The sequence below is a fragment of the Aminobacter aganoensis genome, assembly GCF_014206975.1.
GTDB lineage: Bacteria > Pseudomonadota > Alphaproteobacteria > Rhizobiales > Rhizobiaceae > Aminobacter > Aminobacter aganoensis.
Genome location: NZ_JACHOU010000003.1, coordinates 596,296 through 615,673, shown reverse-complemented (window position 1 = coordinate 615,673; position 19,378 = coordinate 596,296). Strand labels below are relative to the sequence as shown.

Below are 19,378 nucleotides of genomic sequence, written 5' to 3'. Positions count from 1 at the left end.
CGGCTTTTCAAGCAGTTAAAGTCAAAACGGCAACGGAAGCGCCGGTCATGCTCAATTTTCGGGCGCAGGCAGGCGGATTGGCTCAGGTCTTGTTCGGTGCAAGCTCGGGCTGCTGCGCCTTGTCTTCCTTTTCCATGTCCTTGACCATGCCCATGAAGCTGCGGAAGAACCGCTCCATGTAGCCCATGGTCTTTTCGAACTCCTCCTCGGTCGGAAGCTTGGATTCCATCCGCGCGGTCAGCGAATTCTCGAGCTTGACGATGCGCTGGTCGATGGCCTTCAGCTCGGTCTGGAGGCGGCCGATCTCGTCCTGCAGCGCGGAGCGCTCGTCGGCCGCGAGCTTGCATACCAGTTGGTTGTCGCGCTCCTCGCAGATCGACATCTCGCCGGTCTGGGTGTCCATGCGGACATAACCCTTGTCGGTCTTTTCCATCTGGTAGCGCGGCCCTTCGGCAGCGAATGCCGATCCGCCACCAAGACCGGCAAGCAGCGGAACAAGCATCAGTACGGCACGCATGGCTGTCTCCATTGGCAAGCGATGCGAATTGTCGCGCCGCATTGGGCCCAAATTGCGGTGGGCAAGTCATGCCGCCCTTTCCCGCATCATGCTTTCAGCCTATAGCGCCCATATGACGAAAACCATCTACAAGATCTGCCCCGAACCGATGTGGCGTGAGGCCGAGCGGAGCGGGGTTTTCAGCGGCGCGCCGGTCGACCTTGCCGACGGTTTCATCCACTTCTCGACCGCAGCCCAGGCGGTCGAGACGGCGGCCAAGCACTTTGCCGGGCAGGACAACCTGCTCCTCGTCGCCTTCGACGCCGACCGGCTGGGTCCGGCGCTCAAGTTCGAGGTCTCGCGCGGCGGCGCGCTGTTTCCGCATCTCTATGCGCCGCTCGAGACCGCCATGGCCAGATGGGTTCGCCCCCTGCCCCTGAAGGCCGACGGCAGCCACGACTTCCCGGAGCTTGAAGCATGAGCGCATTCGACCGGCTCGGCCGCCACCTGCTTTTCAGCTTCGACGCCGAGGCTGCCCATGGCCTGTCGATCAAGGCCCTGCGCTGCGGCCTGCCCGTCGGTGGACGCGCGCCGCGCGACAGGCGCCTGCATGTGAAGGTCGCCGGCCTCGACTTCCCCAACCCGCTCGGCATGGCCGCCGGCTACGACAAGAATGCCGAGGTGCCCGACGCGCTGCTCGGCCTCGGCTTCGGCTTTGCCGAGGTTGGCACGGTGACGCCGCTGGCGCAGGCCGGCAATCCCAAGCCGCGCATCTTCCGCCTCGTCGAGGACGACGCCGTCATCAACCGGCTCGGCTTCAACAATGAAGGCCACGACGCCGCCGAGAAGCGGCTTGCCGCGCGCGCCGGCCGGCCCGGCATCGTCGGCGTCAACATCGGCGCCAACAAGGACAGCAGCAACCGCATCGGCGACTACATCAGCGGCGTCAAGCGCTTCGCTCGCCATGCATCGTATCTCACCGTCAACATCTCCTCGCCCAACACGCCGGGCCTGCGCAACATGCAGGCGCGCGAGCAACTGGCCGAACTTTTGGCGAGTGTCATGATCGCCCGCGCCGAAGCCGGTCATGCGGTTCCGATCTTCCTCAAGATCGCGCCGGACCTGCACGAGGCAGAACTCGAGGACATCGCCGCCGAGGTGACCGAAAAGGCGATCGACGGCGTCATCGTCTCCAACACCACGATCGCCCGCCCTACCCTGCGCAGCCCGACCCATACCGGCGAGGCTGGCGGCCTGTCCGGCAAGCCGCTGTTTGCGCGCTCGACGGCGGTTCTGGCCCGGATGCGCAAGCTGCTGGGCCCGCAGAGCGCCATCATCGGCGTCGGCGGCGTCGATTCGACCGAGACCGCGCTCGAAAAGATCCGAGCCGGTGCCGATCTCGTCCAGCTCTATACCGGCATGGTCTATGCCGGACCGTCGCTGCCGGCACGCATCGTGCGCGGCATGGCCGACTTTGCCGCGCGCGAAGGGCTCGACGGCATCTCCGAGCTGCGCGACACGAGGCTAGATCAGTGGGCGGCAGCACCGCTCTGAAACGTCGCCCTGGCCCGCGGTCCAAGAATCGCCAGCAGGCAGACGCCGCGGACGATCAGCAGCAGATGCAGTGCCGCCCATAGGCCGTGATTGCCGAAGGCCGGCGTCAGCGTCAGCAGCGCGACGACGAACACGACGAGCGACACCACCATCATGTTGCGCATGTCGCGCGACCATGCAGCGCCGATGAAGATGCCGTCCATCTGGAACGCAAGCACGCCGCTCAGCGCGGTGAAGGCGGCCCAGGGCAGGAAGGCGATGGCCACTGCCCGCACGTCCTCGGCGGTCGAGATCAGCGCCACAAGATCAGGGCCGAAGACCATCAGGACCGCCGTCATGCTGCCCGCCAGCGCAAAGCCCCAGATCGAGCAGAGATAAACCGCCTTGCGGAAGGCCGGCTCGTAGCGGGCGCCGACGGCACGGCCGGCAAGCTGTTCGGCGGCTGCAGCAAAGCCGTCGAGGAAGAAGCCTGCGGCAATGAAGAAGTTCATCAGCACCGCGTTGGCGGCGAGCGTCACCGTGCCGAACTGCGCGCCCTGACGGGTGAACAGCGCGAAGGCGACGAGCAGCGACAGCGACCGGATCATGATGTCGCGGTTGAGCACGAACAGGCGCCGGAACGCAGCAGCGTCGAAGATGCGCCCGGGCGCCAGCCTCGGCTGGCGCCCGAAGCGCCGCAACAGCACGACAAGCCCGATCGCCATGCCTGCCGCCTCGCCGGCGACGGCGGCCCAGGCGACGCCCTCGACGCCCCAGCCGAGGCTGAGCCCGAGCAGCAGCGACAGCGCAATGTTGACGCCGTTGAGGCTCGCCTGCAGCAACAGCGCGAAGCTGCCCTCGCCGCGCCCGAGCACGTAGCCGAGGATCGCATAGTTGATCAGCGCGAAGGGTGCGCCCAGCATGCGGATGCGGACATAGGCATCAAGCGTCTCGTTGACCCGCTGCTCGGCCGACATGAACCATTGCCCGGCGAGCGACGTCAGCGGCGCCGTCAGCGCCAGCACGATACCTGCGACGAGCGCGATCACCACCGCGCGCCAGAACACCGCCTGTTCTTCGGATGCGTCGCCACGACCGAAAGCCTGCGCCACCAGCGCGGTTGTGCCGGCGCGCAGGAAATTGAAGCTGGTGAAGACGACGTCGAAGGCGACGGCGCCTGCAGCGAGCCCGCCCAGCAGCGCAGCGTCGCCGAACTGGCCGACCACGCCGGTGCCGACGAGGCCTATGAAGGGCGTGGTCAGATAGGCAAGGGTCATCGGCACGGCAATCGCCAATACCGAGCGGTTGGTGACGGCAAAAGGCGTCACGCGGCCCTCCGGCGATGCGATGTCCAACGAGAATCCTCCTCCTGCCGTTTCTCCCGCTCGGGCACATGCCCCGGTTTCGCCAACACCGGCAACCGTTTATGTATCGGGGTCAATCGATTTCACCCCCTTGGTTCAGCCCTCCCCCATGCCGCTGCAGATCGTCAGCCATCCCGACTACGACGCCGGCTTTGCCCCGGACCACCGCTTTCCGATGGGCAAGTACCGCCAGCTGATGGAACGGCTGCATGCCCTGGACCTGACGGGCGGGCTCCATCGGGCGGAACCGATTGCGCCCCGCTGGCTGCGCCTCGCGCATGAGCCCGGCTATGTCGAGCAGGTGCTGAGCTGCACCGTTCCGGCCCACATCGAACGTGAAATCGGCTTCCCCGTCGGCGAGCGTGTGTCACGCCGTGCCCAGCTTGCCGCGGGCGGCACGCTTATGGCAGCGCGGCTCGCGCTCGAGCACGGCATCGCCTGCAACACCGCCGGCGGCAGCCATCATGCCAGGCGTGCCCAGGGTGCCGGCTTCTGCACCTTCAACGACGTGGCCGTGGCATCGCTGGCGCTGCTCGAGGACGGGCTGGCGGAAAACATCCTGGTCGTCGATCTCGACGTCCACCAGGGCGACGGCACAGCGGAAATCCTCGCCGCCAATCCCGCTGTCTTCACCTTTTCGATGCATGCCGAGAAAAACTACCCCGTGCGCAAGGCCACTTCCGGCCTCGATATCGGCCTGCCTGACGGCACCGGCGACGATGCCTATCTGGACGTGCTGGCCGAGGTCCTGCCCGGCCTGTCGCGCCGCGCGCCCTGGGACATCGTGTTCTACAACGCCGGCGTCGACCCCCATGGAGGAGACCGGCTCGGGCGCCTGGCGATGAGCGACGAAGGCCTGCGCCGGCGCGAGAGCATGGTCATCGGGCATTTCCGCACGGCCGGCACTCCGCTGTGCGGCGTCATCGGTGGCGGCTATTCGCACGACATCGAAGCGCTGGCCCGGCGGCACGCCATCCTGTTCGAGACCGCCGCCGGCTTCGCCTGAGTTATCCGCCTGCGCCCGACCTATTTGCGGTAGCTGAACAGCCTGAGGATGATGAAGGCCGGAATGACGACCGCCGCACCCAGCAGGAAATAGCCGAGGAAGCGATCGATGGCACGGAAACCCATGCGCCAGATGTCGAGGAAGAAATCGCGGATGCCGTAGAGCACGTCATAGGGCGACCAGCCGAAGGCGCTCATGACGATGCCGACGAGGAAGGAGATGACCAAGAGCTTGATCAACACCCGCAAGGGGGTGTCACCGAGAAAACGCGCCAATCCGGACAAGCTCAGTCTCCTGCGATTCTAGCCTCACTGGAATATCGCGATTGTCGTGCCCTCATCAAGGGCACGGCAGCACTGCACTCCGTTTCCCGATTGCCCAACAACATCGGCAATGCTAACCAGATGCCCGCGCGGGTATGATGTAATGGTAGCCTGTCAGCTTCCCAAGCTGAACGCGCGGGTTCGATTCCCGCTACCCGCTCCAGATTGTGCTTTGGGTACGATCTTTAGACCCAGAAATAGGCGGTTCTTGGCACCACTCCTTTCATTGACAAATCAGCAGCAATAGCGCGGCGGCGTTACTTTTCGCAGTGTCTCACGGATCGCCTGAATGGAGAGCGCCGTCTCGTGGTAGGCGGCCGACAGGATGTAGGCGAAGTGGTACAACGTGCCGCGGCGGCCCGAACACACCGCATGAGTGCGCGCAAGGTAGAACTTGCTACGGTCTATTGGATTTCCTCCGTTGTGGCAGACAGTCCGATGGGCGCGGGCGCGGGTGACCGGCGCAAAATGTGTGCGGCATGTCATGGTCGCCGCGCCATTCATGATGTTGTATTCGACGCATTGTATGGGTGTATGAGTCGCTACTGATGACGTTGGCTCGGAGACCGACTGAAGGGCGGATTTCGCCGCCGACCATCCGAAAGCTATGACATCGATTTCAAGAACCTGCGTGAGCTAAAGCCGGCATAGGCCGGCCTATCGCTGGATTTATTGAGATCGATGGAATAGCCAAAGACTTCAAAATCTCTTTTGTAGATAGACTGCACTGATCTCACAGAAGATTCGAATTCGTAGTATTGTTTCAAATACTCCATGGCCGACGTACGATGTTCGTCGACGGCACTCACAAAACTTATTGCCGATGGTGTAGCTATTTTAAGGATTTCCAACAAATCGGAATTCAACGTTTCAAATGCACCTATAAAGTCGTAGCCGATAGAATCTATCATGTTGTGATAGCATTGCGGACGCCAATGGGCGTTCATTGTGTCTGGCGTCTGACCTGAGACGACGTCCAAGAATTGTGCGAACGATATCGGCTCGCGCGGATCTTCAACCAGACCACGCAAAAAAATCTCTCGCCTATTCTCGTTTGTAGCGATTTTGTCCAGATAGGCCGAGAGGACGCGAGCATAGGGGTTTCTAACAAAGCAAAATGATACACTTGCCCTGGCCAGCGCCCACCTGAGTGCCCAGCGATTGGATGGGCGCCTCAGAGGCGATTTGGACCTGTCGTGAACGGTTAGGAGGGTTTCCGAATAACCAAACTTGCCGCCAGACGCTTCTCCGCCGTCTACCGCGTATCCTCTTTCGGCGCTTTGCAGCGCACGCTTAATAGTTGAGCAGGCAACCTTGGGTGTGTCGACGTAAACATACCGAAACCGAGGTGACAGATGGACGTGATCCAGCAGCTTCGACATTTCTTTGCGGCGCATCTCGGGTGTATTGCGCACCTAAAATTCATTAGCAAGCCCTAATGCATTTGGCCGACCACCAGCGTCCCGAAAATGGTTGAAGCCGCTTGGAACCGCGGATAAAAATCACCACCGAATTTGGAGATGCCGCGATGATTGACCTAACTATGACCGCCACCCGGCGACCAGATCTCGTCGCAATAACTTTAGCGTCGTTTCAGCAGAAACTTTTCGACCGCTTTCCCGTTCGGACGTTCTTCCTCAATATCGATCCAATTTGGGGCAGCGAAGAAGATGGAAACCGCGTCGAAGAAATAGCCCGCTCATATTTTACTACGGTGGTACGGCGTCCTGCTGAGGCCTCTTATGGCGGGGCAGTCAAATGGCTATGGCAGCAGCCGGAAACCGAGTGGTTTCTTCACTTGGAAGATGACTGGATCCTGTCGCACAAGATCAGCCTGAAGAGATTGCGAAAGCAAATGGCGGAGCCAAACGTTGGCCAGATCGCCATTTGCAACTGGTCACGGCTTGGTCGCCGAAAAATAACGCCGCGGATCGGCGTCGGCCCGTTGTTTGCCTCGCGAGCGCTTGCATCCATAGCGAGCGAGCACATGAACCCCGATCTTGATCCAGATAAACAGTTTATGAACGGTACGAACACGGCTTTAGCGGACGCTTCGTCAAGCTATCGCGCCGTATATTTTGGTGGTCCATTTACAAGACGAACTGCCATCGATATCGGCCGCGACTGGCGCGACAAGCGCGGCATCGAAAAGCAGATTATAGATGGCGTTGCAGTTTGGACGCCGGAGGCCTCATGAAACTTCATCTGAAAAAACGGTTCCGCAACGCCAAGGCCGCCTTCCACCCTGGCGAAGCCAATTATCAGATGGCAATCAATCGGTTTGGTGGTTTCGATGTAGCCTATCGTGAAGGTACCGCTGACGAAAAGGTCATCGCCCATAGCTTTGAGAACGACATATTTTTTGCAGGCGTTCCGGAGTACCAGCCAACTGCTTCCGACGTCGTGATCGACATCGGCGCTCATATTGGCACTTTCGCACTGACCGCCGCCTCTAAAGCCTCGAATGGGACGGTTCATGCTATCGAGGCAAGCGCGGAAACCTACAACTATCTCCGAGTCAACGCCGCTCTGAACCCGGCACTCAACGTCATTGCCCATCGTCTTGCACTGACGGACAAGGACGGCGAGGTCACGCTGCACCATGATCGCGGCAACTGGGGCCACTCGATAATGAAGCAATTGTCGCCCAAGGGCGAGCGAGTGCCTGCAATGTCGCTTTCTAGCTTCATGGCGGCTCACGAGATCAAGGACGTGTCGTTCATCAAGTTCAATTGCGAAGGCGCCGAATTTCCGATCCTCTTGTCGACTCCAATCGAGTTACTCCGGAAGGTCCGCATGATGTTGGTGCTCTACCATGTTGACCTAGTGGAAGGGGCATCACTCGAACAGTTGCTAGGCAGGCTTGCCGAGGCCGGCTTCACGACAGACATACGGCAGAAGCGAAATACTCGCGGCTGGATCGTAGCGTCCCGCTAGATCGATCCCTTGTTGCAGCTCCGCACGTCAGCTTCCCAAGCTGAACGCGCGGGTTCGATTCCCGCTACCCGCTCCAGATTTCCGGACACGAAAAAGGCCAGGCGCTCGATCGAACGCCTGGCCTTTTTGTTATCCGCAGGCGTCAGTCCTGCGCGCCGTAGATGTCGAAGTCGAAATACTTGGCGTTGATCTTGGCGTAGGTGCCGTCCTTGACGATGGCGTCGATCGCGGCGTTCAGCTTCTCGCGCAGCGGGTCGCCCTTGCGCACGGCGATGCCGGTCAGCGAGTCGGTGCCCTTGAGGTCGCCGATCATCTTGCAGCAATCCTGCCCGGTAGTCTTGATCCAGTCGACCAGCACGAACTTGTCGGCGACAACCGCGTCGAGACGGCCGTTGGTCAGGTCGGCCACCGCCTCGTCCTGGGTTGGATAGAGCTTCACCTCGGCGCCCGCCTTGGCATAGTGGTCCTCGGCATAGATGCTCTGGGTGGTCGACGCCTGCGCGCCGACGGTCTTGCCCTTCAGCGCGTCGGGCTCGGCCGAGGTCAAGGCGGAATCCTTCGGCGCGATCAGTGCCAGCGGCGTTGTGTAGTACTTGTCGGTGAAGTCGACCTGCTGCTTGCGCTCGTCGGTGATGGTCATCGAGGCGACGATGGCGTCGAACTTGCCGCCCTGGAGCGCCGGGATGATACCATCCCAATCCTGGGCAACCAGTTCGCACTCGACCTTCATCTGGGCGCACAGCGCATTGGCGATGTCGACGTCGAAGCCGGCCAGCTTGCCGTCGGCGGTGACGGTGTTGAAGGGCGGATAGGCGCCTTCGGTGCCGATCTTGAGCTTCTCCTGCGCGGAAGCTCCGCCAAGGGTCAACAAGAGCGCTGCGAGCGAGGCTGCGCAAGCGAACTTCCGGGTAATCTGCATGATCCTCTCCATTTGACGGGCGCTCTTCCCGGGCGTCCCTGGTCCAGCCAAGCACAATGGCTGTAAATGGACAAGCAAACTAACGGCCAGGCGGCGCTGACCAAAGGTCAGCCCATGCGGAAGTGCTTGGAGAGTTTCAGGCCCTGCGCCTGGTAGTTGGAGCCGAGGTCGGTGCCGTAAAGCGCCTTGGGGCGCGACAGCATGTGTTCGTAGACCAGGCGACCGACGACCTGGCCGTGCTCCAGGATGAACGGCACTTCGTGGCTGCGCACTTCGAGCACGGCGCGGCTGCCGGTGCCGCCGGCGCTGGAATGGCCGAAGCCGGGATCGAAGAAGCCGGCATAGTGGACGCGGAACTCGCCGACCAGCGGGTCGAACGGCGTCATTTCGGCGGCATAGAGCGGCGGCACATGCACCGCCTCGCGCGACACCAGGATGTAGAATTCGTCGGGATCGAGCACCAGTTCGCCGGCGCCGTGGGCGTAGATCGGGTCCCAGAAGTCGACGATGTCCTGGGCCGCACGCTTGTCGACATCGACAAGGCCGGTGTGGTGCTTGCCGCGGTAGCCGACGATGCTGCCCGGCTTGCCGGCGAGGTCGATGGAAAGCGCGATGCCGCCGCCCGAGATGTTGGGCGGATCGATGGCGACCAGCCGGTCGGAGAGGTGCAGCGCATGCAGTTCGGCCTCGGACAGCAGGGCATTGCCCTTCCTGAAGCGGATCTGCGACAGGCGAGAGCCCTTGCGCACGACGATCGGGAAGGTGCGCGGGCTGACCTCGAGAAACAGCGGGCCGGCATATCCGGCGGGGATCTTGTCGAACTCCTGGCCGCGATCGGTCATCACGCGGGTGAAGATGTCGAGGCGGCCGGTCGAGCTCTTCGGATTGGCCGAGGCCGAGATTTCGGCCGGCAGGGCCAGGCTTTCGAGCAGCGGCACGATGTAGACGCAACCGGTCTCCAGGACCGCGCCTTCGCTCAGGTCGATCTCATGCAGCTTGAGGCGGTCGAGCTTGGCCGAGACCAGCGAATTGGGACCGGGCAGGAAGCTGGCGCGAACGCGAAAAGCCCTGGCGCCGAGGCGAAGATCGAGGCTGGCCGGCTGGATCTGGTCGGCATCGAGCGGCGGCGCCTTGAGCGCGCCGGAGGCGAACAGCGCCGCGATATCCTGGTCCGGAAGAATGCCCGACTGCCGCAATTGCCTCACTCCTTTACGCGCCGCCGATCCGAACGGACAGCCGAGGATCGCTGGCCCCGAAGCTCGTCCGGGGCCATATGCGTGGCCCAAGACGTTTAGTCGCCCCTGCGATTGACGCAAGCCGGCCATGGGTCTAAAGGACCTTTATCCCGTGGTGATTTGGCCGGTCGGCTTGCAGCCACGTTAAACAAGTCGCTAAAGGGCCGCGTTTGGACCGGTTTGCGACTTTTCGCGACCGGTTTTTTTGTATCTGGATTTAGGCTCATGACCTCCGACAAGCGCAACTGGAATCCGCAGACCACCCTCGTCCATGGCGGCACGCTCCGCTCCGAATTCGGCGAAACCTCCGAAGCGATCTACCTCACCCAGGGATATGTCTATGACAGCGCCGAAAGTGCCGAAGCGCGCTTCAAAGGCGAGACCCCGGGCTTCATCTATTCGCGCTACGCCAACCCGACCGTCGACATGTTCGAAAAGCGCATGTGCGCGCTGGAAGGCGCCGAAGACGCCCGCGCCACGGCATCCGGCATGGCCGCGGTTACCGCCGCCATCCTGTGCAGCCTGAAGGCTGGCGACCACATCGTTGCCGCCCGCGCCCTGTTCGGCTCGTGCCGCTGGATCGTCGAGACGCTGGCACCACGCTATGGCATCGAAGCGACGCTGGTCGACGGCACCGTCATCGGGAACTGGGAAAAGGCCGTCCGGCCCAACACCAAGCTGTTCTTCCTGGAAAGCCCGACCAACCCGACGCTCGAGGTGATCGACATCGCCGCGGTTGCGGCACTCGCCAACTCCGTCGGCGCCCGCGTCGTCGTCGACAACGTCTTCGCCACGCCGATGCAGCAGAAGCCGCTCGAACTCGGCGCCCACATCGTCGTCTACTCCGCCACCAAGCACATCGACGGTCAGGGCCGCTGCCTCGGCGGCGTCATCCTCTCCGACAAGAAGTGGATCGACGAGAACCTGCACGACTATTTCCGCCACACCGGACCGAGCCTGTCGCCGTTTAACGCCTGGACCCTGCTCAAGGGCCTGGAAACGCTGCCGCTGCGCGTGCGCCAGCAGACCGAGGCCGCCGCCAGGATCGCCGACTTCCTGGCCGAGAGCCCGGAAGTGTCGCGCCTGATCTATCCGGGCCGCGCCGACCACCCGCAGGCCGACATCATCAAGCGCCAGATGAAGGGCGGCTCGACGTTGATCTGCTTTGACGTCAAGGGCGGCAAGAAGGCGGCCTTCGCCTTCGAGAATGCGCTCCGGATCATCCTGATCTCGAACAATCTCGGCGATTCCAAGAGCCTGATCACCCATCCGGCGACGACGACGCACAAGAACCTGACCGACGAGGCCCGCGCCGAACTAGGCATCGACGACGGCACGCTGCGCCTGTCGGTCGGCCTCGAAGACGCCGACGACCTGCTCAACGACATCGGCGATGCGCTGAAGGCGACGCGCTGACCAGAACGGCGCTCCGGCAAGCCGGAGCGCCTCCTTGGCGGCCACCACGCAGGGTGAATTCCGCCACAGCTGCATCACAATCAGCGTGAATGCGGCAAACGAGAGTTGACCCGCCGCGCCAAGCGGCGGACTCTGTCACCGTGCAGGCCAAGGAGCGCAGCATATGTATCGCGCAATCACCCGCAACATCGCGGTCGAGGTCGAGCCCTTCTATCTGGTGGACCAGTCGGAGCCATCGGAAAACCGTTATGTCTGGGGTTACCGCGTCACCATCGAGAACAACTCGGACGAATTCGTCCAGCTGTTGTCGCGCTACTGGCACATCACCGATGCCAGCGGCAAGGTCGAGGAGGTCCGGGGCCCGGGCGTGGTCGGCGACCAGCCCGAGCTCAACCCCGGGGACAGCTACCAGTATGCTTCAGGCTGCCCGCTGTCGACACCATCGGGCATCATGGTCGGGCGCTACACCATGCGCAACGAGGCCGGCGAGACCTTCGAAATCGCCATCCCCGCCTTCTCGCTCGACCTGCCCGACGCCCGGCACCGGCTGAACTGACCCGTTACTGGGCCGACGCGAACTCGGCAGGGTCGAACTCGTAGGACTTGGAGCAGAATTCGCAGGCCACCCGGATGACGCCATCCTCGACGCTGTCGGTGATCTCCTCGGCGGTGAAGCCTTGCAGGATGCCCTTGATCTTCTGGCCCGAACACGAGCAATCGTCGACAACGCGCACGCCTTCATACACGCGCGCGCCATGCTCGTGGAACAGCCGGTAGAGCAGCCTTTCCGTGCCGACCGTCGGATCGATCAGTTCGGTCGGCTCGATGGTGGCGACCAGCGCCAAGAGCTCCTGCCAGGAATTGTCGTCGGGATGCACGCTGACGTCACGCTCGTCACCGTCGCCGCCATGCATGTCCTGGACGCGCCGGCGCTCCGGCGAGTCGGGAAGGAACTGCGCGAGAAGGCCGCCGGCGCGCCAATGTTCGCGCGGGCCGCCTTCGGCGGGCAGGACCAGCTTTGCCACCGACAGGCGGACGTCGGTCGGGATCTGCTCCGACTGGCGGAAATAGGTGCGGGCCGCCTCTTCCAGCGTGATGCCGTTGAGCTCGACGATGCCCTGGTAGCGCTGGGTGTGTTCGCCCTGGTCGATGGTCAGCGCCAGAACGCCGCCGCCGAGCAGGTCTTCGGGCGCGGTCATGCCGGCCTCGATCGCCGCATCGACACGGTCGGCATCGAAGCGGGCATAGGCGCGCAGCGAATGCGGCGTGGTGAAGTCGGCAACCAGCATGTCCACCGGCCCGTCGGTGCGGGTCTGGAGGATGAACTTGCCTTCGAACTTCAAAGAGGTGCCAAGCAGGACGGTCACCACGCAGGCCTCGGCGAGAAGCCGGGCCACGGGTTCCGGATAGTCGTGGCGCTCGAGAATCCGGTCGAGCAAAGGCCCCAACTGCACGGTGCGGCCGCGCACGTCGAGCGGCTCCACCGCGAATGGAACAACATGGTCGTCGCCGGCGAACCCGAATTCGCCGAGCTTGCGTTCGGTCTCAGTCACTGGAATTTTTCCCGTCTAAAGAAGTCCGCGACCAGTCGGCCTACCGACGGTCGCAGAACATGGCTTTGATGACAATAGAATGATCCCGCCCCAAATAGGGTCGCGGGACCGGTCATTCAAGCGCCGAGGCACCAGGCAAGCACCGCCTTCTGGGCGTGCAGGCGGTTTTCCGCCTCGTCGAAGACCACCGAATTCGGGCCGTCGATCACGTCGTCGGTCACTTCCTCGCCGCGATGGGCGGGCAGGCAGTGCATGAACAGCGCGTCGGGCCTAGCGAGCTTCATCAGGTCGGCGTTGACCTGATAGGGCAGGAAGACATTGTGGCCGCGCGCGCGGTGCTCCTGCCCCATCGAAACCCAGCAGTCGGTGACGATGGCGTCGACGCCGCGAACCGCGTCCTCGGCCGAACGCGTCAGCGTCACCTTGCCGCCATTGGCGCCGGCCCAGTCGATGTATTTCTGCTCCGGCTCGCTGCCTTCCGGCACCGCCACGTTGACGTTGAAGCTGAAACGGGCCGAAGCCTCGAGCAGCGAATGCAGCACGTTGTTGCCGTCGCCGGTCCAGGCAAAGGTCTTGCCGCGCACCGGGCCGCGATGCTCCTCGAAGGTGAGGATATCGGCCATCAGCTGGCAGGGATGGGTGTCGTCGGTCAGGCCGTTGATGACGGGGATCGTGGCATTCTCGGTCAGCTCGATCAGGCGCTCATGCGCTGTCGTGCGGATCATGATCGCATCGACGTAGCGCGACAGCACCTTGGCGGTGTCGGCGATCGATTCCGAGCGGCCGAGCTGCATCTCGGTGCCGGTCAGCATGATGGTCTCGCCGCCGAGCTGACGCATGCCGACGTCGAACGAGATGCGCGTGCGGGTCGACGGCTTGTCGAAGATCATCGCCAGCACCTTGCCTTCGAGCGGCTTGGATCGTTCGCCGGCTTTCAGGCGCGCCTTGCGCACCGCCGCATCGTCCAGAATCCCGCGAAGGTCGCTCCCGGAAAGTGCCGAGAGGTCGGTGAAGTGGCGAATCCCGCTGGTCATGTAACTTCCCTGGGTTCAGCCGCCGTTGGCGGCGGCCTTGGAGAGGCTTGCAGCTCCGGCGCGAATGCGCGCCAGCGCCTCTCGGATCTCTGCGTCGGTGATCGTCAGCGGCGGCAACAGACGCAGCACATTTTCGCCGGCGGGCACCGCGAGCAGCTTCTGGTCGCGCAGCGCCATGTTCACCTTGGTGTTGGGCATGGTGCACTTGACGCCGAGCATCAGGCCGGTGCCGCGGATTTCGGCAATCACATCGGGGAACTCGTCGGCGATCGACGCCAGGCCCTGCTTCATCAGCAATGCCTTGCGGCTAACCTCTTCGAGGAAGCCTTCTTCGAGTAGCACGTCGAGCACGGCGTTGCCGACAGCCATGGCAAGGGGATTGCCGCCGAAGGTGGTGCCATGCACGCCCGCCGTCATGCCTTTGGCCGCCGCTTCGGTGGCGAGGCAGGCACCGACCGGGAAGCCGCCGCCGATACCCTTGGCAATCGCCATCAGGTCCGGCGATACACCCGACCATTCATAGCCGTAGAGCTTGCCGGTCCGGCCGACGCCGCACTGGACTTCATCGAAAATGAGCAGCAGGCCATGCTTGTCGCACAGCTCGCGCAGGCGCTTCAGCGACTGCGTCGGGAATGGGCGGATGCCGCCCTCCCCCTGCACCGGCTCAAGCAGGATTGCCGCCGTCTCCGGGCCGATCAGCTTTTCGGCTGCATCGATGTCGTCGAAGGCGACCTGGTCGAACCCCTCGACCTTCGGGCCGAAGCCTTCGAGATACTTGGCCTGTCCGCCGGCGGCGATGGTCGCCAGCGTACGGCCATGGAATGCGCCCTCGAAGGTGATGACACGGAAACGCTCGGGATGGCCGTTCACATACTGGCAGCGGCGCGCGGTCTTGATCGCGCACTCAAGCGCTTCCGCGCCCGAGTTGGTGAAGAAGACGCGGTCGGCAAACGAGGTTTCGGTCAGCCGCTCGCCCAGCCGGCTCTGGCCGGGGATCTGGTAGAGATTGGAGACGTGCCACAGCTTGGCGGCCTGCTCGGTCAGCGCTGCAACAAGATGCGGATGGCCGTGGCCCAACGAATTGACGGCGATGCCACCAGCGAAATCGAGATATCGCTCGCCGGTCTCGGTGATCAGCCAAGAACCCTCGCCTCGCTCGAAAGCCAGGGGTGCGCGAGCAAACGTCTCGTAAAGCGCCGATCCGCTCATTATATGCCTCTCCGGAACCGGAAAATTAAAAAGCCGCCTCAGCGGCGGCCCTGCGGGCTATATCAGATTTTTCGGCCACAAAGTCAACGAAAACGTCGCATAGACGCGTGCGTTCCAATCTCCCCGGCGCTGCCGAGACGTCGAACTCCGGCAAGTTGGGGAAAACCGAAAAAACCGAATCGTGAAGACCCCTGGGACTCTTGTCACAGAGTCAGCGCATCGATAATTGTAATTGAGAAATAACTAGATTTCGTGCGGCGGACATATCCATCGAATAGATGTGGTGCCCACCCGGCTTGCCGGGACGGAAAAGGATTCCGAATTCTGCGCGTTAAATCAGGAGCACGGTCTCATGAATTGGACTGACGAGCGGGTCGAACTTCTCAGAAAGCTTTGGTCGGAAGGTCTGAGCGCAAGCCAGATCGCGGCACAATTGGGCGGCGTCAGCCGCAATGCCGTCATCGGCAAGGTTCACCGGCTGAAGCTGTCGAGCCGCGGCCGCGCAACGGCCGCCCCGGCGCGCCAGAAGAAGACGACAACGGCAAGCACTGCGACCAAGACGGTGCAGCGCACGGCAACCGTGACGCGCACGGTCACAGCAAGCATCGGCGCCACCGCGCTGCAGGCGCAGTTCGACGTCGAGCCGGTCGCCCGCCACTACATCCGCCCGGTGGAAAACGTCGTCGTGCCGATCTCGCGACGGCTCCAGCTGGTGCAGCTCAACGAGCGCACCTGCAAGTGGCCGAATGGCGACCCGCTGAGCGAAGACTTCAATTTCTGCGGCAACGAAGCCGGCGAGAGCGGCCCTTATTGCGGCTACCACTCGAAGATCGCCTTCCAGCCAGCCTCCGAGCGTCGCCGGTCGCGGTGAGCGAATAGCGAATAGCGAATAGCGAATAGCGAATAGCGAATAGCGAATAGAAACAAGTTCCAGGGCTTCGGGACGTCAAGGCGACCCGAGGCCCTTTTCTATTCCCTATTCCCTATTCCCTACTCCCTACTCCCTACTCCCTACTCGCTACTCGCTATTCGCCATCCGCTCCCCTCACAGCCAGCCATTCTTCCTGAACCGCCAGTAGAGGATCGAGCAGATCGTGGCGATGGCAATGAGCACGGTGGGATAGCCGTAGCTGAACTGCAGCTCCGGCATGTCGTTGAAATTCATGCCGTAAATGCCGGCGAGCGCGGTCGGAACGGCCAGGATCGCCGCCCAGGAGGCGAGCTTCTTGGCAATCGCCGTCTCCTGGCTCTGGCCGACGAGAAGGCTCGCCTCGAAGGCGAAGGCCAGCACTTCGCGCAGGTTGTCGACCTTCTCCAGCACGGTCCGGATATGATCGGTGACGTCGCGGAACAGCGGGTGCATGGCCGGGCGCAACTGCGGCAGGTCGGCGCTGGTCAGCCTGCGGCAAACCTCGACCAGAGGGCCGGCCGCATTGCGCAGGCGCAGCAGGTCGCGACGCAGCATGTAGAGCCGCTCGATGTCCTTCGATGTCATCGGCCGCGCGAGCACGCCGTCCTCTATGCGGTCGACCTCTTCCTCGATCTGCTCGAGCACCGGCATGTAGTTGTCGACGATGAAGTCGAGGATGGCATAGAGGATGAAATCCTCGCCCTTGGCGAGCGCGCTGGGGCAGCTCTCCCAGTGCTGGCGCACCGCGGCATATGACGTCGAGACGCCGTGGCGAACGCTGACGATGTAGCCCTTGCCGACAAAGATATGGGTCTCGCCGAAATCGACCCTGCCCTGGATGAGCTGGGCGGTCCTGGCGACGATGAACAGCGCATCGCCATATTGCTCGACCTTGGGTCGCTGGTGCGGGTGCTCGGCATCCTCGATGGCGAGGTCGTGGAGATGAAACTGCTGCTGGACCCGAAGCAGAAGTTCGCGGCTGGGTTCGAGAAGGCCGATCCAGACGACGTGCCCTTCCCTCTCAGACCAGTCGCCTGCTTCCTCGATGGCGATGTCGGCGATGCGGCGCCCGCCGAGATAGACGCTGGAGGCGACGACCCCGTCTTCCAGCTCAGCGCCCTTGTCGAACTTCCTGGCAAGCTCGGTCATGCTGCACCCGTTCGAGGCCGCCTGATCAGGATCCCAGTCTAGACCTTCCGCACGCCGGGAAGAAGAGGCTGCCTCAGCCGGACTTGCCGTCGTCGGCAAGCGTCACGCCGTGGCTCCTGTCCTCCTTGGGCCGTTCCGGCGGCATCTGTTCGCCGGTGACGATGTAATAGATCGTCTCGGCGATGTTGGTGGCGTGGTCGCCGATGCGCTCGATGTTCTTGGCCACGAACAGAAGGTGCGTGCAGGGCGTGATGTTGCGCGGATCTTCCATCATGTAGGTCAGCAACTCGCGGAACAGCGAGGTGTACATGGCGTCGATCTGCTCGTCGCGATCGCGCACGATGCCGATGCGCTCGACAGAGCGCGACGCGTAGACGTCAAGCACGTCCTTCAACTGGGTCAGCGCCAGTTCGGCCAGCGCCTCGAGGCCGCGGAACAGGCTGTTCGGCTGCCGGCCTTCGGCCACCGCCGCCACGCGCTTGGCGATGTTCTTGCCAAGGTCGCCGACGCGTTCCAGGTCGGCGGAGATGCGGATCGCGCCGATGATCTCGCGCAGGTCGGTCGCCATCGGCTGGCGCCGGGCAATGACCAGGATCGCCTTGTCGTCGATCTCGCGCTCGGCCTCGTCGAGCAGCAGGTCGTCCTGGACGACCTTCTGGGCCAGCGCGTGATCGGCATTGACGAGCGCATTGATCGCCTGGTCGACCATGCGCTCGGCCTGCCCGCCCATGGCAGCTATCTTCCGCGCCAGAAATTGCAGTTCCTCGTCATAGGCTCGGACAGTGTGTTGCGTAAGCATGGCGGACTTCCTGGATATGAAACGGATTCGTGATCCTGAATCCGCACTCATAGGCTAACGACATGACGGAAAAAAGAAATGGGCAAGCGAGGCGGTGCGCTGCCGCCGAAAGGCCGGCACAAGCCTGCCCAAATGCTCACGCGGCCGGCAAATGGACGGTGAAGGCCGAGCCCTCGCCCTGCTTCGAACGGATCGACAGGCGCGCGCCATGGCGCGTCAGGATATGCTTGACGATCGAGAGGCCCAGCCCGGTGCCCTTGTGGGCGCGGCTGGTCTCGACGTCGACGCGGTAGAAGCGCTCCGTCACGCGCGGAATGTGCTCGTCGGGGATGCCCGGGCCGAAGTCGCGGACCGTCACTTCGATCTCCGGCTGCCTGGCTTCCGCCGAGCGCTTCATCGACACCACGACCCTGCCGCCCGAGCGGCCGTACTTGCAGGCATTTTCCAGCAGGTTCTGGAACACCTGGAACAGTTCGTCGCGGTCGCCTTGGACCTCGAGCGGACCTTCGGCGAAATCGCGTTCGACGACCACGGCGGATCCAGCCGCCAGCGGGGCGAGCGAGTCGATGACCGCATCGACCGTCTGTCGCAGGTCGACGCGGACGCCGGGCTTGAGATACGGCTTCATCTCGAGGCGCGACAGCGACAGCAGATCGTCGATCAGGCGCGCCATGCGGCCGGTCTGGTCCTGCATGATCTGCAGGAACTGGTCGCGGGCGTTGGGATCGTTGCGGGCCGGGCCACGCAGCGTCTCGACAAAACCGGCGATCGAGGCGAGCGGCGTGCGCAGCTCATGGCTGGCGTTGGCGATGAAGTCGGCGCGCATGCGGTCGATGCGGCGCGCCTCGCTCTGGTCCTTGAAGGCAAGCACGAACAGGCCGGTGCCGCGTCCCACCGCCGAAGCCGTGACGCGATAGACGCGCTCGAACGGCACACGCTCGACATAGTCGGTCGCCTGCGCCGTGCCCTCGCCACTGAGCGCTGCCTCGATCAGCGCCTGCATCTCGGGAGCGCGGAACTTCAGCAGCAGCGGCAATGGCGGCGTCATTGCGCCAAAAGCCGTGTCCGCCGCCTCGTTGGCGTGAACCACGGCGCCGTCACGATCGAAGATGATCAGCGGCTCGGCGACCGCCGCCGCCAGTTTTTCGCCCGACAGCCTGTCGAGCGGCGAGCGTTCGACACGGGCGCTGGCTTCCGCCAGGCGACGGGCGGCCGGCGTGCGCGGCGCAACGAGTGCCACCAGCACAAGCGCGACGATGGTCGCTGCCGTGAAGCCAGCCGAGGCAGCGCCGAAAAGATCGACGGCAAGAACGGCCAGGATCGCCGCGGCCAGCATCCAGCGATTCTGGTAGAGGCGGCCAGCGGTGAGCTTGGCCGTGCGCCTTGTCCTGGTCTGGGTGCTGGTCTCAGCCATACGAACTTTTCCGTGGCGCCGAGCGCCCTCAAGAAGCCTCTGGACCGCTTCCTAGCCACCCAATAGCATGACTTGCCAAGC

20 protein-coding genes, 1 tRNA gene and 1 riboswitch are annotated in these 19,378 nt (G+C 63.2%); of the genes, 9 read left to right on the top strand and 12 right to left on the bottom strand.

The window, feature by feature from the left end; translation table 11 throughout:
• Window positions 1-82: 82 nt before the first annotated feature.
• Window positions 83-517 carry a hypothetical protein gene (locus GGR00_RS10630; protein WP_184699412.1) on the bottom strand — a complete coding sequence of 145 codons (435 nt, stop codon included), beginning with the start codon at window positions 515-517 and terminating at the stop codon, window positions 83-85.
• 112 nt (window positions 518-629) lie between these two features.
• Here GGR00_RS10630 and GGR00_RS10625 point away from each other — a divergent pair, with 112 nt between their 5' ends.
• Window positions 630-977 (top strand): DUF952 domain-containing protein, encoded by a 348-nt coding sequence (locus GGR00_RS10625; RefSeq protein WP_055971030.1) that lies wholly within the window; start codon window positions 630-632, stop codon window positions 975-977.
• On the top strand, window positions 974-2,050 hold the full coding sequence (locus GGR00_RS10620) for a quinone-dependent dihydroorotate dehydrogenase (RefSeq protein ID WP_055971032.1): 1,077 nt from the start codon (window positions 974-976) through the stop codon (window positions 2,048-2,050). The genes GGR00_RS10625 and GGR00_RS10620 overlap by 4 nt, the downstream gene beginning before the upstream one ends.
• Here GGR00_RS10620 and GGR00_RS10615 read toward each other — a convergent pair.
• Window positions 2,026-3,384 (bottom strand): MATE family efflux transporter, encoded by a 1,359-nt coding sequence (locus GGR00_RS10615; RefSeq protein WP_055971034.1) that lies wholly within the window; start codon window positions 3,382-3,384, stop codon window positions 2,026-2,028. The two genes, GGR00_RS10620 and GGR00_RS10615, sit on opposite strands and share 25 nt — an antisense overlap.
• Window positions 3,385-3,502: 118 nt before the next feature.
• Between GGR00_RS10615 and GGR00_RS10610 the strand changes: the two genes are divergently transcribed.
• Window positions 3,503-4,399 (top strand): histone deacetylase family protein, encoded by an 897-nt coding sequence (locus tag GGR00_RS10610; protein ID WP_055971035.1) that lies wholly within the window; start codon window positions 3,503-3,505, stop codon window positions 4,397-4,399.
• Between the two features lie 20 nt (window positions 4,400-4,419).
• Here GGR00_RS10610 and GGR00_RS10605 read toward each other — a convergent pair whose 3' ends face one another.
• A complete protein-coding gene (locus GGR00_RS10605) occupies window positions 4,420-4,683 on the bottom strand; it encodes a DUF6460 domain-containing protein (protein ID WP_055971038.1) in 264 nt (87 codons plus the stop codon).
• Window positions 4,684-4,811: 128 nt separating this feature from the next.
• On the opposite strand from GGR00_RS10605, the gene GGR00_RS10600 reads away from it, so the two are divergent.
• A tRNA-Gly gene (locus GGR00_RS10600) sits at window positions 4,812-4,885 on the top strand.
• A gap of 442 nt (window positions 4,886-5,327) precedes the next feature.
• Here the strand turns inward: GGR00_RS10600 and GGR00_RS10595 are convergent.
• Window positions 5,328-6,137, bottom strand: a complete 810-nt coding sequence (locus GGR00_RS10595) for a sulfotransferase family protein (protein WP_156381105.1) — start codon at window positions 6,135-6,137, stop codon at window positions 5,328-5,330.
• Window positions 6,138-6,250: 113 nt separating this feature from the next.
• On the opposite strand from GGR00_RS10595, the gene GGR00_RS10590 reads away from it, so the two are divergent.
• Together GGR00_RS10590 and GGR00_RS10585 are read left to right on the top strand one after the other, a co-directional pair.
• Window positions 6,251-6,919: a hypothetical protein gene (locus GGR00_RS10590; protein ID WP_055971039.1), complete on the top strand. Its 669-nt coding sequence runs from the start codon at window positions 6,251-6,253 to the stop codon at window positions 6,917-6,919.
• On the top strand, window positions 6,916-7,659 hold the full coding sequence (locus GGR00_RS10585) for an FkbM family methyltransferase (protein ID WP_156381106.1): 744 nt from the start codon (window positions 6,916-6,918) through the stop codon (window positions 7,657-7,659). The genes GGR00_RS10590 and GGR00_RS10585 overlap by 4 nt, the downstream gene beginning before the upstream one ends.
• Window positions 7,660-7,801: 142 nt before the next feature.
• Here the strand turns inward: GGR00_RS10585 and GGR00_RS10580 are convergent, their stop codons facing one another.
• Window positions 7,802-8,578 carry an ABC transporter substrate-binding protein gene (locus tag GGR00_RS10580; protein ID WP_055971043.1) on the bottom strand — a complete coding sequence of 259 codons (777 nt, stop codon included), beginning with the start codon at window positions 8,576-8,578 and terminating at the stop codon, window positions 7,802-7,804.
• A 107-nt stretch (window positions 8,579-8,685) separates the two neighbouring features.
• Window positions 8,686-9,774: a 2'-deoxycytidine 5'-triphosphate deaminase gene (locus GGR00_RS10575; RefSeq protein WP_055971045.1), complete on the bottom strand. Its 1,089-nt coding sequence runs from the start codon at window positions 9,772-9,774 to the stop codon at window positions 8,686-8,688.
• Between the two features lie 141 nt (window positions 9,775-9,915).
• Window positions 9,916-9,993, top strand: a riboswitch (SAM riboswitch).
• A 45-nt stretch (window positions 9,994-10,038) separates the two neighbouring features.
• Between GGR00_RS10575 and GGR00_RS10570 the strand changes: the two genes are divergently transcribed.
• The gene (locus GGR00_RS10570; protein ID WP_055971047.1) at window positions 10,039-11,229 is read left to right on the top strand and encodes an O-succinylhomoserine sulfhydrylase; all 1,191 of its coding nucleotides are present in this window, start codon (window positions 10,039-10,041) and stop codon (window positions 11,227-11,229) included.
• A gap of 163 nt (window positions 11,230-11,392) precedes the next feature.
• Window positions 11,393-11,785: a Co2+/Mg2+ efflux protein ApaG gene (gene apaG, locus GGR00_RS10565; protein WP_055971049.1), complete on the top strand. Its 393-nt coding sequence runs from the start codon at window positions 11,393-11,395 to the stop codon at window positions 11,783-11,785.
• A gap of 4 nt (window positions 11,786-11,789) precedes the next feature.
• On the opposite strand, the gene GGR00_RS10560 is transcribed toward apaG, so the two are convergent.
• The 3 genes from GGR00_RS10560 to GGR00_RS10550 all read right to left on the bottom strand — a co-directional run bounded on the left by GGR00_RS10560 (window position 11,790) and on the right by GGR00_RS10550 (window position 15,025).
• Window positions 11,790-12,782 (bottom strand): Hsp33 family molecular chaperone, encoded by a 993-nt coding sequence (locus GGR00_RS10560; protein WP_082496398.1) that lies wholly within the window; start codon window positions 12,780-12,782, stop codon window positions 11,790-11,792.
• A 116-nt stretch (window positions 12,783-12,898) separates the two neighbouring features.
• Complete coding sequence (gene argF, locus GGR00_RS10555; protein WP_055971052.1) at window positions 12,899-13,816, bottom strand: ornithine carbamoyltransferase; 918 nt, start codon at window positions 13,814-13,816, stop codon at window positions 12,899-12,901.
• 15 nt (window positions 13,817-13,831) lie between these two features.
• Window positions 13,832-15,025: an aspartate aminotransferase family protein gene (locus tag GGR00_RS10550; protein WP_184699411.1), complete on the bottom strand. Its 1,194-nt coding sequence runs from the start codon at window positions 15,023-15,025 to the stop codon at window positions 13,832-13,834.
• 352 nt (window positions 15,026-15,377) lie between these two features.
• On the opposite strand from GGR00_RS10550, the gene GGR00_RS10545 reads away from it, so the two are divergent.
• Window positions 15,378-15,896: a GcrA family cell cycle regulator gene (locus GGR00_RS10545; RefSeq protein ID WP_055971056.1), complete on the top strand. Its 519-nt coding sequence runs from the start codon at window positions 15,378-15,380 to the stop codon at window positions 15,894-15,896.
• Window positions 15,897-16,070: 174 nt separating this feature from the next.
• Here GGR00_RS10545 and GGR00_RS10540 read toward each other — a convergent pair whose 3' ends face one another.
• From GGR00_RS10540 to GGR00_RS10530, 3 genes are all read right to left on the bottom strand, one after another.
• A complete protein-coding gene (locus GGR00_RS10540) occupies window positions 16,071-17,084 on the bottom strand; it encodes a magnesium and cobalt transport protein CorA (protein ID WP_055971058.1) in 1,014 nt (337 codons plus the stop codon).
• Window positions 17,085-17,157: 73 nt separating this feature from the next.
• Window positions 17,158-17,883, bottom strand: a complete 726-nt coding sequence (gene phoU, locus GGR00_RS10535) for a phosphate signaling complex protein PhoU (protein ID WP_055971061.1) — start codon at window positions 17,881-17,883, stop codon at window positions 17,158-17,160.
• Between the two features lie 136 nt (window positions 17,884-18,019).
• Window positions 18,020-19,297 (bottom strand): ATP-binding protein, encoded by a 1,278-nt coding sequence (locus GGR00_RS10530; protein WP_184699410.1) that lies wholly within the window; start codon window positions 19,295-19,297, stop codon window positions 18,020-18,022.
• Between the last annotated feature and the right edge of the window lie 81 nt (window positions 19,298-19,378).